This window comes from Trinickia sp., from assembly GCF_051953405.1.
In the GTDB taxonomy this organism is placed as follows: Bacteria; Pseudomonadota; Gammaproteobacteria; order Burkholderiales; family Burkholderiaceae; genus Trinickia.
This window is the reverse complement of the sequence record NZ_JBQCIV010000131.1, coordinates 66,532-81,491: the sequence shown is the minus strand read 5'-3', so window position 1 is coordinate 81,491 and position 14,960 is coordinate 66,532. Positions and strand designations below refer to the sequence as shown.

At 63.8% G+C, this 14,960-nt stretch carries 15 protein-coding genes; 11 read left to right on the top strand and 4 right to left on the bottom strand.

What is annotated here, in order from left to right; translation table 11 throughout:
• Positions 1-156: 156 nt before the first annotated feature.
• The 8 genes from ACTHN9_RS24080 (at position 157) to ACTHN9_RS24045 (ending at position 6,994) form a co-directional block, all read left to right on the top strand.
• A complete protein-coding gene (locus ACTHN9_RS24080; protein ID WP_440539326.1) occupies positions 157-1,569 on the top strand; it encodes an L-lactate MFS transporter in 1,413 nt (470 codons plus the stop codon).
• A 14-nt stretch (positions 1,570-1,583) separates the two neighbouring features.
• The gene (locus ACTHN9_RS24075) at positions 1,584-1,715 is read left to right on the top strand and encodes an MFS transporter small subunit (protein WP_440539325.1); all 132 of its coding nucleotides are present in this window, start codon (positions 1,584-1,586) and stop codon (positions 1,713-1,715) included.
• Between the two features lie 191 nt (positions 1,716-1,906).
• Positions 1,907-2,452, top strand: a complete 546-nt coding sequence (locus tag ACTHN9_RS24070) for an NUDIX hydrolase (RefSeq protein WP_440539324.1) — start codon at positions 1,907-1,909, stop codon at positions 2,450-2,452.
• Between the two features lie 17 nt (positions 2,453-2,469).
• Entirely contained in the window at positions 2,470-3,207 is a 738-nt protein-coding gene (gene aat, locus ACTHN9_RS24065; RefSeq protein WP_440539323.1) for a leucyl/phenylalanyl-tRNA--protein transferase, read from the top strand.
• A 72-nt stretch (positions 3,208-3,279) separates the two neighbouring features.
• On the top strand, positions 3,280-4,059 hold the full coding sequence (locus ACTHN9_RS24060; RefSeq protein WP_440539322.1) for an arginyltransferase: 780 nt from the start codon (positions 3,280-3,282) through the stop codon (positions 4,057-4,059).
• A gap of 109 nt (positions 4,060-4,168) precedes the next feature.
• Positions 4,169-5,212: a quinone-dependent dihydroorotate dehydrogenase gene (locus tag ACTHN9_RS24055; protein WP_440539321.1), complete on the top strand. Its 1,044-nt coding sequence runs from the start codon at positions 4,169-4,171 to the stop codon at positions 5,210-5,212.
• A gap of 99 nt (positions 5,213-5,311) precedes the next feature.
• Positions 5,312-6,109, top strand: a complete 798-nt coding sequence (locus ACTHN9_RS24050) for a cystine ABC transporter substrate-binding protein (protein WP_440539320.1) — start codon at positions 5,312-5,314, stop codon at positions 6,107-6,109.
• Positions 6,110-6,334: 225 nt separating this feature from the next.
• Entirely contained in the window at positions 6,335-6,994 is a 660-nt protein-coding gene (locus ACTHN9_RS24045; RefSeq protein WP_440539319.1) for an amino acid ABC transporter permease, read from the top strand.
• 56 nt (positions 6,995-7,050) lie between these two features.
• On the opposite strand, the gene ACTHN9_RS24040 is transcribed toward ACTHN9_RS24045, so the two are convergent.
• Together ACTHN9_RS24040 and ACTHN9_RS24035 are read right to left on the bottom strand one after the other, a co-directional pair.
• The gene (locus ACTHN9_RS24040; RefSeq protein ID WP_440539318.1) at positions 7,051-8,028 is read right to left on the bottom strand and encodes a Gfo/Idh/MocA family protein; all 978 of its coding nucleotides are present in this window, start codon (positions 8,026-8,028) and stop codon (positions 7,051-7,053) included.
• Between the two features lie 210 nt (positions 8,029-8,238).
• On the bottom strand, positions 8,239-8,955 hold the full coding sequence (locus ACTHN9_RS24035) for a FadR/GntR family transcriptional regulator (RefSeq protein WP_440539317.1): 717 nt from the start codon (positions 8,953-8,955) through the stop codon (positions 8,239-8,241).
• Positions 8,956-10,072: 1,117 nt separating this feature from the next.
• Here ACTHN9_RS24035 and ACTHN9_RS24030 point away from each other — a divergent pair.
• Positions 10,073-10,807 (top strand): Crp/Fnr family transcriptional regulator, encoded by a 735-nt coding sequence (locus tag ACTHN9_RS24030; protein WP_440539316.1) that lies wholly within the window; start codon positions 10,073-10,075, stop codon positions 10,805-10,807.
• A gap of 80 nt (positions 10,808-10,887) precedes the next feature.
• On the opposite strand, the gene rpiA is transcribed toward ACTHN9_RS24030, so the two are convergent.
• Entirely contained in the window at positions 10,888-11,586 is a 699-nt protein-coding gene (rpiA, locus tag ACTHN9_RS24025) for a ribose-5-phosphate isomerase RpiA (RefSeq protein ID WP_440539315.1), read from the bottom strand.
• A gap of 136 nt (positions 11,587-11,722) precedes the next feature.
• Positions 11,723-12,601, bottom strand: a complete 879-nt coding sequence (locus ACTHN9_RS24020; RefSeq protein WP_440539314.1) for an IclR family transcriptional regulator — start codon at positions 12,599-12,601, stop codon at positions 11,723-11,725.
• A 339-nt stretch (positions 12,602-12,940) separates the two neighbouring features.
• Here ACTHN9_RS24020 and ACTHN9_RS24015 point away from each other — a divergent pair, with 339 nt between their 5' ends.
• Together ACTHN9_RS24015 and ACTHN9_RS24010 are read left to right on the top strand one after the other, a co-directional pair.
• Complete coding sequence (locus ACTHN9_RS24015; RefSeq protein ID WP_440539313.1) at positions 12,941-14,029, top strand: ABC transporter ATP-binding protein; 1,089 nt, start codon at positions 12,941-12,943, stop codon at positions 14,027-14,029.
• The gene (locus ACTHN9_RS24010) at positions 14,013-14,948 is read left to right on the top strand and encodes an ABC transporter permease (RefSeq protein ID WP_440539312.1); all 936 of its coding nucleotides are present in this window, start codon (positions 14,013-14,015) and stop codon (positions 14,946-14,948) included. Before ACTHN9_RS24015 ends, ACTHN9_RS24010 begins: the two co-directional genes overlap by 17 nt.
• Positions 14,949-14,960: the final 12 nt, after the last annotated feature.

Below are 14,960 nucleotides of genomic sequence, written 5' to 3'. Positions count from 1 at the left end.
CGTTTGCGCATACGTCATCCGGCACAACCCTTTATGCATTCCGGTTTCCTATTGCGGGCACTAATCTGCCTTCATATCGTTGAGCGCGCAACACGCGCGGCCGCATGGCGAACACGCATGCAAACGGCCGCTTGGGCGACAACACAACGATACGAGATGGAGACCCCCGTGAGCAGCACAACCGATTCGCCCGGCATTGCCGGTTCGCCGCCGTTCCTGTCCAAACAAGCCACCATCGCCAAACCGGGGTTTTCGCGCTGGATGGTGCCGCCCGCAGCCCTGGCGGTCCATCTGTGCATCGGCCAGGCTTATGCGTTTTCCGTCTTCAATGGGCCGTTGACGAAAGTCATCGGCGTGACGCAGTCCGCGCCCGGCGACTGGTCGCTCACCACGCTCGGTTGGATTTTCTCTCTGGCAATCGTCTTTCTGGGGCTGTCGGCCGCCTTCGCGGGCAAATGGCTCGAGCACGTGGGGCCGCGCCGTACGATGCTGACGGCGGCCTGCTGTTTCGGCGGCGGCTTCCTCGTCTCCGCGCTCGGCGTGTGGCTGCATCAGATCGTGCTGCTCTACCTCGGCTACGGCGTGATCGGCGGCATCGGGCTCGGGCTCGGCTACGTCTCGCCCGTGTCCACGCTGATCCGCTGGTTTCCCGATCGTCGCGGGATGGCAACCGGCATGGCGATCATGGGCTTCGGCGGCGGCGCGATGATCGCCGCGCCGCTGTCGGTGGCGCTCATGAACCACTTTAAAAGCGCGACGAGCGTGGGCGTCGCTCAAACCTTCGTCGTCCTCGGCATCGCGTATTTCATCTCGATGTCGATCGGCGCCCTGGCGATCCGCGTGCCGCCCGCCGATTGGAAGCCGGACGGCTGGGTACCACCCGACACGGCGCACAAGATGATCACGCGCAACCACGTGCACATCGATCGCGCACTGACAACGCCGCAGTTCTATCTCGTCTGGCTCGTGCTCTTCTTGAACGTCACGGCGGGCATCGGCATCCTCGGCCAGGCCTCGGTCATGATCCAGGAAAGCTTCAAGAACACGGTGACGCCTTCGGCGGCGGCCGGCTTCGTCGGATTGCTGTCGCTGTTCAACATGGGCGGCCGTTTCGTCTGGGCGTCGTCCTCGGACAAGCTGGGCCGCAAGAACACGTACTTCGTCTTCTTCGTGCTCGGCGCCGTGCTCTACTACCTCGTGCCGAGCTTTGCGACGTCGGGCAATATTGCGCTGTTCGTCCTCGCCTACTGCGTGATCCTCTCGATGTACGGCGGCGGGTTCTCCACCGTGCCGGCCTACTTGGCCGATCTGTTCGGCACGGCGTTCGTGGGTGGAATCCACGGCCGATTGCTGACGGCATGGGCCGCGGCCGGCGTGGCCGGGCCGGTGCTCGTCAATTACATCCGTGCCTATGAAGTGGCGCACGGGGTGGCCAAAGCCGACGCCTACACGATGACGGTCCATATCATGGCCGCGCTCCTCGTCGTCGGCTTCGTTTGCAACTTGCTGGTCACGCGCGTCGACGCCCAGCACCACATGACCGAAGCCGACCTCGCGGCCGAGCGCTAAGGAGACGATCGAACATGCAACACGCTACGCAAACCGCCCAGCCAACGAGCGCCGCCCGTCTCGCCGTATTTTGGGCCTACGTGCTCATTCCTTTGGCATGGGGCGTCGTCAATACGCTGACCCAGGCGATGAAATTATTCGGGTGACCGTGCGCAAGCGCGCAAGCCGCCGGAGCCGGGCCCACGCCCGGCTTTTTGTTGCGCCCGGACTCGGTGCTGGAGCACCTCGGTGCGGTCCCCTGCACCGCCTATCGGCGCGGCGTCCTAAGATCGCGGCGCGAGGCAGCACACGGCGCGCCCGGTGATACACTCGCATCACCCAGTTCCGCACGCTCCCTATGAAATTCTGCTCCGTCTGCGGCCAAGCAGTCAGCTTACGCATCCCCCCCGGCGATAACCGCGAGCGCTTCGTCTGCGAAAGCTGCGGCACCGTGCATTATCAGAATCCGCGCAACGTCGTCGGCACCGTCCCGGTCTGGGAAGACAAGGTGCTGCTGTGCCGGCGCGCCATCGAACCGCGTTACGGCTATTGGACGCTGCCGGCCGGCTTCATGGAGATGGGAGAAACGACCGCCGAAGCCGCCGCGCGCGAAACGCTCGAGGAAGCCGGCGCCCGCGTGGAAGTGCAACACCTGTTTTCGCTGCTGAACGTTCCTCACGTGCACCAGGTGCACTTGTTCTATCTCGCACGCCTGCTCGATATCGACGTGGCAGCGGGCGAAGAGAGCCTGGAAGTGCGGCTGTTCGACGAAGCCGATATCCCCTGGGACGACATCGCGTTCCCCACTGTCGGGCAAACGCTGCGCTTCTTTTTCGCGGATCGTTCGGCCGGCAACTACGGGCTGCACACGGGCGATATTTTCCGCTCCTTGCGCGAAGGCTGACCGCGCCCGGCCCGAACATGGTCCCCTGGCTCGGCCCCGACGATCCCTTCCCGCCTGTCGAGCGCGCGCTCGGGCAAACGAGCGGCGCGCCCGGGCTGCTCGCCGCGAGTTCCGATTTGCTGCCGTGGCGGCTCGTCGACGCCTATCGTCACGGCATCTTCCCGTGGTACTCCGACGGCCAGCCCGTGCTTTGGTGGAGCCCCGATCCGCGGATGGTTCTGTTGCCGCGCGAATTCAAAGTGTCGCCGTCGCTGCGCAAAACGCTCAAGCGCGTCTTGCGCGACCCGCGTTGGGAAATTCGCGTCGACGCCGATTTCCCGGCCGTCATGCGACGGTGCGCGCAAGCGCCGCGCCGCGGCCAGCGCGGCACCTGGATCACCGCGGAGATCATCGACGCCTACGCGTCGCTGCATCGCATCGGCGACGCGCATAGCATCGAAACCTGGCTCGACGGCCAGCGCGTCGGCGGCCTATACGGCGTGTCCATCGGACGAATGTTCTTCGGCGAATCGATGTTCGCCGAGGTGAGCGACGCGTCGAAGATCGCGCTGGCCGCACTCGTCGGCCACCTGCGCCGTCACGAAATAGAAATGATAGACTGCCAGCAAAACACGCCGCATTTAGCGTCCCTTGGCGGACGCGAGATCGCGCGCAAGACGTTCGTCGCTCATGTGCGCACCGCTGTGGCCGCGGCTCCTATCCCGTGGCAGTTCGATAAGGCGGTACTGCATGAAGTCCTGCCGCATGCGGTATAGGTTGATGCCCGCGCCGCTCGCCGATGGTCGAGGCGGCCCGTCAGAACAAGGACGATGCATTGAGAGCCGCCGATGACTCACCCCAATGAGCTGCCGCTTTCACCGCTTTCCGCACTGCAGTTTTACGCGACCGCGCCGTATCCCTGCAGTTATCTGGAAGGCCGCATCGCGCGCTCGCAAGTGGCGACGCCGAGCCATCTCATTAACTCCGACGTCTATACCGACCTGGTGAAGGCCGGCTTCCGGCGCTCGGGCGTGTTCACTTATCGGCCGTATTGCGAAGGCTGCCGGGCCTGCGTGCCGGTACGCGTGCCGGTCGCCGCGTTCGCGCCGAACCGCACTCAGCGCCGGGTCTGGAAGCGGCACGGCTCGCTCGTCGCCTCGGTGTCGTCGCTGCACTACGAAGAAGAGCACTACGTCCTGTACATGCGCTACCAGGCCGCGCGACACGCCGGCGGCGGCATGGATCGAGACAGCCGCGACCAATACGAACAATTCCTTTTGCATAGCCGCATCAACTCGCGCCTAGTCGAGTTCCGCGAGCCGCCCGATGCGCCGCATGACGCGGGGGTCCTGCGCATGGTCAGCATGATCGACATCCTCGGCGACGGTCTGTCCTCGGTCTACACCTTCTTCGAGCCCGATGCCCCGCACACGAGCTACGGGACCTACAACATCCTTTGGCAAATCGAACAAGCCAGCAGCCTCGGGCTGCCTTACGTCTACCTCGGCTACTGGATTCGCGAAAGTCCGAAGATGGCTTACAAGGCGAATTTCCGGCCGCTGGAAGGTCTCGTCGATGGGCGCTGGGCGCCCCTTGCCTGCTCGGCGCCCGATGCCGACCGAACCTGATTCGTTACGCGATGCGCGCTCCCTGCCACCCCGCGCATGGCGCGCGCGGCCGGGGTGCGCGCCGAAATCGCTAAAATAGCGGGTTTTCTTTTTCCCACCGACGGTTCAAGTGCTCAGTTCCCTTTACCCGCTAGTACGCGCGCGCCTCTTTCGCATGGATGCGGAAGACGCCCACCACTTCACGCTCGGTATGCTCGGCGCCGCCGGGCGCACGGGCCTTGCGCGGCTGCTCGCGCCGCATGTCCCCGATTTGCCGCGCACCGTCATGGGCATCGCGTTCCGCAATCCGGTAGGCTTAGCGGCTGGGCTCGACAAGGACGGCGCTTGCATCGACGGACTCGCCGCGCTCGGCTTCGGCTTCATCGAAGTGGGCACCGTCACGCCGCGCGCGCAACCGGGCAATCCGCGCCCGCGCATCTTTCGGTTGCCGGAGGCCGGCGCGCTGATCAATCGGATGGGCTTTAACAACCGCGGCGTCGATCAGTTCGTCAAGAACGTGCAGGCTGCGCGCTACCGCGGCCCGCTCGGGCTCAATATCGGCAAGAACGCCGATACGCCGATCGAGCGCGCCGCCGACGATTACCTGTACTGCCTCGAACGGGTCTACCCATTCGCGAGCTATGTGACGATCAACATTTCGTCGCCGAATACGAAGAACCTGCGGCAGTTGCAAGGCGCAAACGAACTCGACGCACTGATCGGCGCGCTGAAGGACAAGCAGCAGCGCCTGGCCGATCTGCACGGCAAACTCGTGCCGCTCGCGCTGAAGATCGCGCCCGATCTCGACGACGAACAGATCAAGGCGATCGCCGATACGCTGTTGCGCCACGGCATCGAAGGCGTGATCGCCACGAACACCACGCTCTCGCGCGCCGCGGTGGCAGGCATGCCGCATGCGGACGAAACCGGCGGTCTGTCGGGCCAGCCCGTGTTCGATGCGTCCAATGCCGTGATCCGTAAGCTGCGTGCCGAAGTAGGCGATGCGGTGGCCATCATCGGCGTGGGCGGCATCGCCTCCGGCGAGGATGCGGTGGCCAAGCTCGCCGCCGGCGCGTCGCTCGTGCAGGTGTATACGGGCTTCATCTACCGCGGGCCGGCGCTGGTGGGAGAATGCGTCGACGCGATTGCGCACGCGCATACGGCCCGCATATAGACATAAACAAACGGTATTTATGTCGCGATTGCAATATCGCTATGATGGCTGCACTCGCGAAAGCCCAGTGGGGGCACTCAGCAAAAGGGGACTGAAAAGATGAAATTTGGGACGCTCAAGAAGATTCTGACGGCCGGCGTGATCGGCATGACGTTCGTGGCCGCCACGGCTCACGCCGAAGATTTGCTCGATCAGGTCAAAGCGCGCGGCACGCTGCGGATCGGCTGCGAAGGCACGTTCCCGCCGTTCGATTCGAAGGCGCCGAACGGCGAACTCGTCGGCTTCGACGTCGACATCGCCAAGGCCGTCGCCGCCAAACTCGGCGTCAAGCCCGAATTCATTACGACGGAGTGGAGCGGCATCATCGCCGGTTTGCAAGCCGGCAAGTTCGATGTGATCGTGAACCAGGTCGGCATCACGCCCGAGCGTCAGAAAGTGCTCGATTTTTCGCCGGGCTATACGTTCTCGGGTGCCGAGCTGATTCAACGCAAGAACGACGATCGCACGTTCAAGTCGCTCGAGGATTTGAAAGGCCATAAGCTCGGTGTCGGTCTCGGCACGAACTACATGGATATGGCGAAGTCGGTGCCGGGCATCGACGTCAAGACCTATCCGGGCGCGCCCGAGTATCTGAGCGACCTCGCCGCCAGCCGTATCGACGCGGCGCTGAACGACCGCTTGATGGTGGCTTATCTGCTCAAGAACTCGCAGTTGCCGTTGCGTCCGGGTGCGATGGTCGGCAGCGGCAATCCGTCGGGCATTCCGTTCAAGAAGGGTAATCCGAAGTTCGCCAAGGCCATCGACGATGCGATGACCCAACTCGAAGCCGACGGCACGTTCGCGAAGATCTCCGACAAATGGTTCGGCATCGACGTGACCAAGCCGGTTGCCAAGTAAGCGGCCTCGGGCAGACGATACGTCGGACCGCATGAGGGCGGCATCGTCATGATGCCGCCCTTCGCTTTTTGTGTCGCCGGGCGCATGGCGCCGGACCGGCAACGATGCGGCAACCGCGCGGCAACGCACGCCCTCGCTTCGTCGCGTATATCATGTGCGCTCGCGCGCACCGCACTTCGCGCTCGAAATGGCCAATTTCGTTAGCCGTCCTCAACAATAAACGACATGTCCACCACCACCCTGCTCGTTCGATCGATGCCCGTGCTCGCGCAGGGCGCTGTCCTGACGGTCAAGTTTGCCGTCCTCTCGATGATCTTCGGCCTCGTCGCCGCCGTGTTCCTCGCGCTGATGGGCATCAGCCATAGCAAGCCGCTGAATTGGATCGCGCGCGTGTACGTGAGCCTCATGCGCGGCACGCCGCTGCTCGTGCAGATATTCGTGGTGTACTACGGACTCCCAAGCATTGGGATTTCGCTCGATCCGACGCCGGCCGGTGTGATCGCGCTATCCGCGAACGTCGCGGCCTATCTCTCGGAAAGCATGCGCGGTGCGATCAACGGCATTCATCGCGGACAGTGGCTCGCGGCCTATAGCCTCGGCTTGTCGCGCCGCCAAACGCTGCGCTACGTCATTGGGCCGCAGGCGCTGCGCATCGCCGTGCCGAGCTTGTCGAACAGCCTGATCAGCCTGATCAAGGACACGTCGCTCGTGTCGGTCATTACTGTCACCGAACTGCTGCGCAGCGCACAGGAAATCATCGCTTCGACGTATCAGCCGCTGCCGCTGTATCTCGCGGCGGCCGCCGTCTATTGGGTGCTGTGTCAAGTGCTCGAATGGGTGCAGCACCGCTACGAACGCCGGCTCGCATTGCCCTCGCGCCATTGAGCGAGGGGCCTAGCCGTTGCCGCGCGCAAGAAGACGCGCGCGCCGGTCGGGCCGCATCACTCCCCGGGAAACTTCACGCCGAGCGCTGCGCGTGCCGCGTCGGCCATCCCGATCATCTGCAGCGACTTCGCATGGGTCATGATGGGGCTCTCGAGCGCGCCTGCGCGAATGAGTTCGCAAAAGTGCTCGGTTTCATAGTTGAGCCCGCCGCCTTCGAATGGCACGTTCAACTCGACCACTCGCCCGCCGACGTAACTCACGGTCGCACGCACGGGATTCCACCATTTTTCGTGGATCCAAACATGGCCCAACGGCCCGGCCAGTAGCGCGTCGCCTTTGCCGTCCAGGTCGAGCCCGCAAAAGAGTTGGGCGATGCCGGCCTCGTGCCGGCTATGCACGCTCGCGAACGTATCGACGCCCGTGGGCCCGATTCGCCCGAACGTCTGCACGTCGAGCGGCGCCCCGAGCCAATCGACGGCGAGAAACATCTCGTAGATCCCGATGTCGAGCAGCGCGCCCCCGCCTTCGGCCAGCGAGAACGACGGATGGTCGGATGGGACGTCCGCCACCGAACAGCCCGCACGCACGAGGCCGACTGGGCCGATCGGATCGGCTTGCAGATGCTCGCGCAGCTTTCGGTACAGCGGGAAGAACGGCGGCTTCATCGCCTCCATGAACAGCCGCTGGTGCGTTCGCGCCGTATCCAGCACGGCCTCGAGCTGCCGCACGTTCAGGGCGGCCGGTTTTTCGCAAAGCACGTGTTTGCCGGCCGCCAGCGCCGCGCGTGCGAAATCGATATGGCTGTCGTTGAGCGTGGCGATGTAGACGGCGTCGATATCGCTGGCCAGCAGATCCTCGAACCGTCCGCTGGCCTGACCTCCGTGGCGCCCCACGAACGCATTCACGCTTTCGGCACGGCGCGACCATACGCGAGCAATGCGGGCATCGCGCACATGCGCCAACCCTTGAGCAAAGCGGTGCGCGATATGCCCCGCGCCCACGATGCCCCAATCGATCCTTCGAACCTTATTCATCGTCGCATCCCTTCCTCGTTTAAGGCGGCGCCATCGTCAATCACCACTTTCATTGATCTAGATCAAAACGCTCGACATGATAAGACGCCCGATGTCGCCATGCGTTCTATCCCGTTCGATCTTCACGCCATGCCGCACTCCATGGATCGTTGCCCCAAATGAAAAGACCGGCGCAACCTGCCGCCGGTCTTGCATGGAATGCGCACGAAGTTATCTACGGTTCGGCATTTCCACCGAAAACTCGCGGCTGATTTCATCGGCTGCGAAGTCGATGACGGCCAACGCCGCGGCTTCGGCTTCTTTCGGATCGCGCCGCTCGATCGCTTCGACTAGCCGCTCGTGCGTGCGCACCGAAATCTCCCAGGCCCCCGGCTTCTGACTGAGCATCGGATGGGTGGCCGATAGCGCGCCGCGAATAATGGCCGCCATCTGCTGGAAGAACTGATTGCCGCTCGCATGGACGATGCGCGTATGCAACAGTTCGTCGGCCGCTTGGTAGCCGGCGTCGCCAGGTGCCAGCGTTTTAAACACTTCAAACGCCTCGCGAATCGCCGCAACCTCCGACACGCTGGCACGCGAGGCCGCCTGCGCCGCCGCGCGCGGCTCGATCAGCATCCGAAACTCGATCACGTCGCGCATGAATTGCGGGTCGGGCTTTGCGCGAAACCGCCAATTCACGACGTCTTCGTCGATCATGCGCCAATCGCGCATCGATCGGATACGTGTACCCACTTTCGGACGGACATCGAGCATATCGCGCGCGAGCAACATCGACAGCGCTTCGCGCATGACCGTCCGGCTCACGTCGAACTCTTTCGACAGCACGTCCTGCGGCGGCAGTATCGCGCCGTATTTCTCTTCGACGATCCCGCTAACGAGCCCGTCCATAACCTTGCTCACTAGCGAACGGTCTTTGCCCTGCTCCATATCTCCCCCCGATGCGCCGTCCGACGCTTCTTTGCCTGTTTCATTGCGCACCGCCCGCCCAACCGCAGCCGATAAGCGATACGGTGCTTGGATCCGTTGCGGCGCGCCATTGGGAAACGCCTGAACAGGGTTATCCCTCTGACGAAATCGGTGCGCACCGCGCACAGATAGGTCGCCGTTGCATCTAGCCTTTGCGCCATGGCGCGCATTCGTTTCGGATACCTACACGATTTCGCGAGAACGCGACTCATTCTTCGACGCGCCTCGCCTACCCATTCATTTGACCACCGGCGAGACGTTTCGTTGTCCGAAACAATGTACGACGAATGCTATGGCTGCACGGTACGTCCGACGCAACCGTAATACCGTTCGCCATCGCACCCACTTCGCGGACTTCGTGCGCCATTGGGGAAATTACGCAACGACGCACCATTTCGTCCGTGTCTCAACAATGAGTCATTTCCGGCACGCCACGTTTTACGCCGACGCGTAACGTCGCCATGCCCCGTCCGACGGCGTTCGGCGCGTCGCTTCGCGAATGCGATCGCGGCGTTTGAAACAGCGCGACGGGTGGCCCCTCGCCCCTCGGGGGCGAGCCAGGTCCGACGAAAGCGCGCATTGCAGCACGCCTGCCGCAGCGTGCAACACGGCTGAATCGTTTCGACGTTTCGCTACCCGCTAACGGCGCCTGCCGTCTTCCGTGCGTGTCGGCGCGCCGACGGTTTGCGTCCGCACTCAAACGCCAAGCCGATCAACGACTTGAGCCAACTAGTTGAACGCATCTTGTAGGAAGCGCAAGCCATCGCCGCATTTGCAGATTTGAAACAAAAAGCGGGGGCGACCCACATTGCGCGCAAGGCAACATCGCGACCTCTTGGCGCGACCGCCGTGCAATGGGGCTTGGCACGATCCTCGCAGAACTGGGCCCGCAAACCGAGCGCTGCCGCACAGACGGCGCCGCGGCCAGGGAGACAGGCCAACACGACGCCGGGAAGCGCACGCATCGAGCCGACGATTTCACCGTTCGATCCGTGCGCGAGAACCCGGCCCAAGTAACGAACATGCCGCAAGAGCAGTGCGCGGGACGCACGATGCGGCAAGCCACCGAGGACCGATCATGTTGACGCTACAATCCGACCTTCACGGCAATCACCTTCTCGGCGCGCTGCCGTCGCACGAATGGCAAGCGCTGACGCCGCATCTTGAATTGGTCCATTTACGCACGGAGCAACTGCTTTGCGACTGCGGCCATAAAATCCATCACGTGTATTTCCCGACGACGGCAATCATTTCGATCCTCTCGATGATGGAAGACGGCGGCTCGGTCGAACTGGCCGCCGTGGGCCGCGAGGGAATGACAGGCGTGCAGGTGCTCACCGGCGGCGAAACGATGCCGAGCCGCGTCCAGGTGCAATGTTCGGGCTTCGCCTATCGGATGAGCGCGCAACAGCTCAAGCAGGAAATCGCCCGTTCGGACCTGCTACGCCGACTCATGCTGCTCTACATGCAAGCGCTGCTTACGCAGGTCGCGCAAACGGCCGCCTGCAATCGGCACCATTCGTTGAGCAAGCAACTATGCCGCTGGCTGCTGATCGAGATCGATCGCGCTGCCACGGACGAGTTGGCCGTGACGCAGCAGTTGATCGCCGACATGCTCGGCGTGCGGCGCGAGGGAATCACGGAGGCCGCCGGCAAACTGCACAGCCAAGGCCTCATTCATCACAGCCGCGGGCACATCAAAGTGCTGGACCGACAAGGCCTCGAATCGCGCGCCTGCGAATGCTATGGGCTCGTGAAGCGAGAATTCGACCGCTTGCTGCCGAGCCTTCACCAAACGAACTCGGTGAACTAAGCCTCGCGCGAACGGCTTCGAACGATCGGCGGCGGCGACCGCCGCGCCGCAGACGCGTTCGTGCCGCGACCGATCCTGCTTTAGCCTTGCGAGCGGTAATCGATCGTTTCGACGCCGGCGTCCGACCCGAGCAAGCAAAGATCGGCGCCGCGGTTCGCGAATAGACCGACGGTGACGACGCCGGGCCAGGCGTTGATCTGAGCTTCGAGCACGCGCGGCTCGTGGATCGTCAATTGTTTGACGTCCAAGATTTCATTACCGTTGTCGGTGATATAAGGGGCGCCGTCCTTCGTGACACGCAGCACCGGCACGCCGCCGAGCGCCGTCAGCCGGCGGCCTATCGCAGTGCGCGCCATCGGCACGACCTCGATCGGGAGCGGGAAGCCGCCCAGCACGGGCACGCGCTTGGACGCATCGGCGATACAGACGAAAACTTCGGACACGGAGGCGACGATCTTCTCGCGCGTCAGCGCACCGCCGCCGCCTTTGATCATGGCGCCGGTCGGATCGATCTCGTCCGCGCCGTCGACATACACGGGCAACGATTCGACCTCGTTCAAATCGAACACCTTGATGCCGTGCTGTTGCAACCGAGCCGTGGTCGCGACCGAGCTGGACACCGCGCCGCGGTAGCGATGCTTGTGTGCGGCGATCGCATCGATGAAACAGTTCGCGGTCGAGCCGGTACCGACACCGATCACGGTGCCTTCGGCTACGTTGGCGTTGACATAATCGGCGGCGGCTTGGCCGACCAATCGCTTGAGTTCGTCTTGGGTCATGGCGCGGAGAAAAATACGGGCGAAAGGCGTAAGTTTACCGGAGTTGCGCCCGCGTATCGCCGCTGCGCGCCGGCGCTGTCTCGTTCTTGCTTCCTATGCGCCACCTATGCACCACTAAGCGCCACCTGAGTGCCACCTAAGCGCTCTCGCCGGCGGGCGTGGCGGCCAGGCCGTGCGCGGGACGGCGCTTGAGCGCGACGTCGAAGGGATTCGTCTGCGGGCCGATCGAATCGGCCTGGCGCTTGAGCAGTTCGACCACCATCGGCAGGCGGTCGTCGCCAAGCCGAGAGGCGAGCGTGCCGACGCTCAACGCTGCGACGGCCGTACCGGTGCGATCGAGAATCGGCACGGCGACGCCGGCCATGCCCTCGAGCACGCCGCTATTGCGCGCCGCATAGCCCAGTTGCCGCACGTGTTCGATCTCGGTGCGCAAATAAACTTCGTCGAGCACCCCGAAGCCGCGAATACGCGGCACGTTGTAGCGGATGATTTCTTCGCGCTCGGCCTCGGGCAAGAATGCGAGGATTGCGAGCGAGCCCTGCCCAACGCCGAGTGCAATGCGCCCGCCGACGTCGTTCGTAAACGAACGAATCGGAAACGGCCCCTCGCACAGATCGAGACATACGGCATCGAAGCCGCTCTTGGCGAGCAGGAAGATCGTCTCGCCCAAGCTCGCGCACAACCGAAGCAAGGCCGGCCGGCAGAGCGCGCGCATGCCGCCGGGATTGCCCGCTTGCGCCGCGAGCGCGAAAAAGTCGACGCCGAGCCGGTATAGCTTCGAGCGCTCGTCTTGTTCGACGATCCCCTCCGCGATCAGGGCGCGCAAGATGCGGTGCGTCGTGCCCTGCGTGAGCCCGACCGTCTTCGCGAGCTGCGTCACGCGCACGCCGCTCGTCTGCAGCGATGCGAGTGCGCGCACGAGCGCGAATGCGCGTGCAAGCATGCCGACGCCGGGCGTATCCGCGGCTTCGTCACGCGCGGCCGGCTCGTCGTCTCGCGTTGCCTCTCCGATCATCTAGCGCCCCTCCGTCATCAAGGCTTTCGGTCCGTTCGATCTTTTTCGGTAAATGGAATACATCGCAACAATTCGTTCGTTCGCACAAGTATCGCAGCTTTCATGGCCCCATGCGGGGTCTCGGTAGCAATCTGGGGCAAACCCTCAATGCGTCCGGCGAAATCCGTTCGATCCGACCGATCACTTCGTTCCACACATCGGAATACTTTCGATTTTCCTATCGATGAACGGAATTCTAAATTGACTCGCCCTATATGGCTGGACAGAATCGGCTCTGCCTCGTCCCTCCCCTCCCCAAGCCGCTCGCATGGGAGGTCTTCGCTCACAAGGAGCCGAATCATGTCGTTCCTCACGCTGGCCGACGTCTCGAAGTCGTTCGGTCAATTGCATGCGGTCGCCGATCTGAATTTGTCCGTCGAAAAGGGCGAGTTCGTCTCGCTGCTCGGACCGTCGGGCTGCGGCAAAACGACGACGCTGCAGATGATCGCCGGCTTCGTGCAGGCGACGAGCGGCCGCATCGTGTTGGACGGCCGCGACATCACGGACATGAAGCCGAACCAGCGCGGGCTCGGCATCGTCTTTCAGAGCTATGCGTTGTTCCCGCACATGACGGTGGCGCAAAACGTGCGCTTCGGGCTGGAAATGCGGCGCGTCGGCAAACCCGAAAGCGACGCGCGCGTGAAGGAAGCGCTCGCGCTCGTGCGGCTCGATGCGCTCGCGAATCGCTTTCCGCGCGAACTCTCGGGCGGCCAGCGCCAACGCGTGGCGCTCGCTCGCGCGATCGTGATCGCCCCGCCCGTGTTGCTGCTCGACGAGCCCATGTCGAATCTCGACGCGAAACTGCGCGAGGAAATGCAGTTCGAGCTGAGGGCGATTCAGCGCCGGATCGGCACGACGACGATCATGGTCACGCACGATCAATCGGAGGCGCTTTCGATCAGCGACCGCGTCGTCGTCATGGAGGCCGGCCGTATTACGCAAGTCGACACCCCGTACCGCGCCTACGAACGCCCGGAAAACCGCTTCGTCTCCGAATTCATCGGCAAGGCGAATCTGTTTTCGGGCACCGTGGTCGCACTCGACGAAGCCGGGCTGCACGTCGAGGTCGGCACGGATCGCATCGAAGTCGGTCACGCGCCGGCGCTGCGGCCAACCGAAACGCCGAGCGTCGGCGACGCCGTGACGGTGTGCATTCGTCCCGAGAAAGTCCGCCTCGATCCGTCGGGGTCCGGCCGTTTGCCGGCCACCGTCACGAGCCGCTTCTTCCTCGGCAGCCAATGGCTTTATCGCGTCGAATGCACGCTCGGCGAAGTGCTCGTCTGTTGTCAGAACGAAGGGGACGACCCTGTTGCGGAAGGCCAATCCGTCGGTATCGACTGGAAGCGCGAAGCGGTGCGGTTCGTCGCGGGGGATGCACGACATGTCTAACGCCACGCTCGAAGCGGACGACGCCCGCGCCGCCACGCCGCGCGCAACCGGTGCTGTGCCCCGCACGCCTTGGCGCGCCTACGCGCCGATGTGGCTGCTGTGCGCGCCCGCGCTCGTCCTGTTCGCGACGCTCGTGCTGGTCCCGCTCGCCATGACGTTCGTGCTGACCTTCTACCGTTTCGACCCGTCGGTCGGATCGATCGCCGCCTTTCAGTTCGGCAACTACGTCAATGTGCTGAGTTCTTCGTACTACCAGACGATCTTTTTGCGCACGTTCGGCATCGCGGCAATCACCACGGTGCTGTGCGCGGCGATCGGCGCACCGGAAGCCTACGTCCTGTCGAAGATGCGCGACCCGTGGCGTTCGGCGTGCTTGCTCGCGATCCTCGCCCCACTGCTGGTCTCCGTCGTGGTGCGCGCTTTCGGCTGGAGCATGCTGCTCGGCACGGCGGGCATCGTCAATCAAGCACTCGGCCTCATCGGACTGGGCCCCTACAAGCTCGAATACACCACCTTCGCGATCGTCATCGCACTGGTGCACGTGATGCTGCCGTTCATGGTGATCCCAGTTTGGACCGCGCTGCAAAAGCTCGATCCGCAGACCGAGCATGCGGCCCTCTCGCTGATGGCCTCGCCGGCCACGACGCTGCGCCGTATCGTGCTGCCGCAGGTCATGCCCGGCGTGCTCTCGGGCAGCCTGATGGTGTTCGGGCTGTCGGCCAGCGCGTTCGCGATCCCGGGCCTACTCGGCGGACGGCGCCTGAAGGTGGCCGCCACGGCGGTTTACGACGAGTTCCTCGGTTCGCTCAACTGGCCGCTCGGCGCCACGATCGCCCTGCTGCTGTTGGCGGCCAACCTCGCCATCATGCTCACCTACTACCGCATGCTCGAGCGCCGCTACGGCCGCAGCATGGGCTGACGCGAAGGAGAT

Excerpts from the sequence above, each read along its gene's own strand:
- ACTHN9_RS24010 (WP_440539312.1), top strand. The coding sequence starts at position 14,013 with ATGCACGACATGTCTAACGCCACGCTCGAAGCGGACGACGCCCGCGCC.
- aat (WP_440539323.1), top strand. The coding sequence starts at position 2,470 with ATGGTCCCCTGGCTCGGCCCCGACGATCCCTTCCCGCCTGTCGAGCGC.
- ACTHN9_RS24020 (WP_440539314.1), bottom strand. The coding sequence starts at position 12,601 with ATGATCGGAGAGGCAACGCGAGACGACGAGCCGGCCGCGCGTGACGAA.
- ACTHN9_RS24060 (WP_440539322.1), top strand. The coding sequence starts at position 3,280 with ATGACTCACCCCAATGAGCTGCCGCTTTCACCGCTTTCCGCACTGCAG.
- ACTHN9_RS24035 (WP_440539317.1), bottom strand. The coding sequence starts at position 8,955 with ATGGAGCAGGGCAAAGACCGTTCGCTAGTGAGCAAGGTTATGGACGGG.
- ACTHN9_RS24015 (WP_440539313.1), top strand. The coding sequence starts at position 12,941 with ATGTCGTTCCTCACGCTGGCCGACGTCTCGAAGTCGTTCGGTCAATTG.
- ACTHN9_RS24045 (WP_440539319.1), top strand. The coding sequence starts at position 6,335 with ATGTCCACCACCACCCTGCTCGTTCGATCGATGCCCGTGCTCGCGCAG.
- ACTHN9_RS24070 (WP_440539324.1), top strand. The coding sequence starts at position 1,907 with ATGAAATTCTGCTCCGTCTGCGGCCAAGCAGTCAGCTTACGCATCCCC.
- ACTHN9_RS24075 (WP_440539325.1), top strand. The coding sequence starts at position 1,584 with ATGCAACACGCTACGCAAACCGCCCAGCCAACGAGCGCCGCCCGTCTC.
- ACTHN9_RS24040 (WP_440539318.1), bottom strand. The coding sequence starts at position 8,028 with ATGAATAAGGTTCGAAGGATCGATTGGGGCATCGTGGGCGCGGGGCAT.
- ACTHN9_RS24050 (WP_440539320.1), top strand. The coding sequence starts at position 5,312 with ATGAAATTTGGGACGCTCAAGAAGATTCTGACGGCCGGCGTGATCGGC.
- ACTHN9_RS24030 (WP_440539316.1), top strand. The coding sequence starts at position 10,073 with ATGTTGACGCTACAATCCGACCTTCACGGCAATCACCTTCTCGGCGCG.
- ACTHN9_RS24080 (WP_440539326.1), top strand. The coding sequence starts at position 157 with ATGGAGACCCCCGTGAGCAGCACAACCGATTCGCCCGGCATTGCCGGT.
- rpiA (WP_440539315.1), bottom strand. The coding sequence starts at position 11,586 with ATGACCCAAGACGAACTCAAGCGATTGGTCGGCCAAGCCGCCGCCGAT.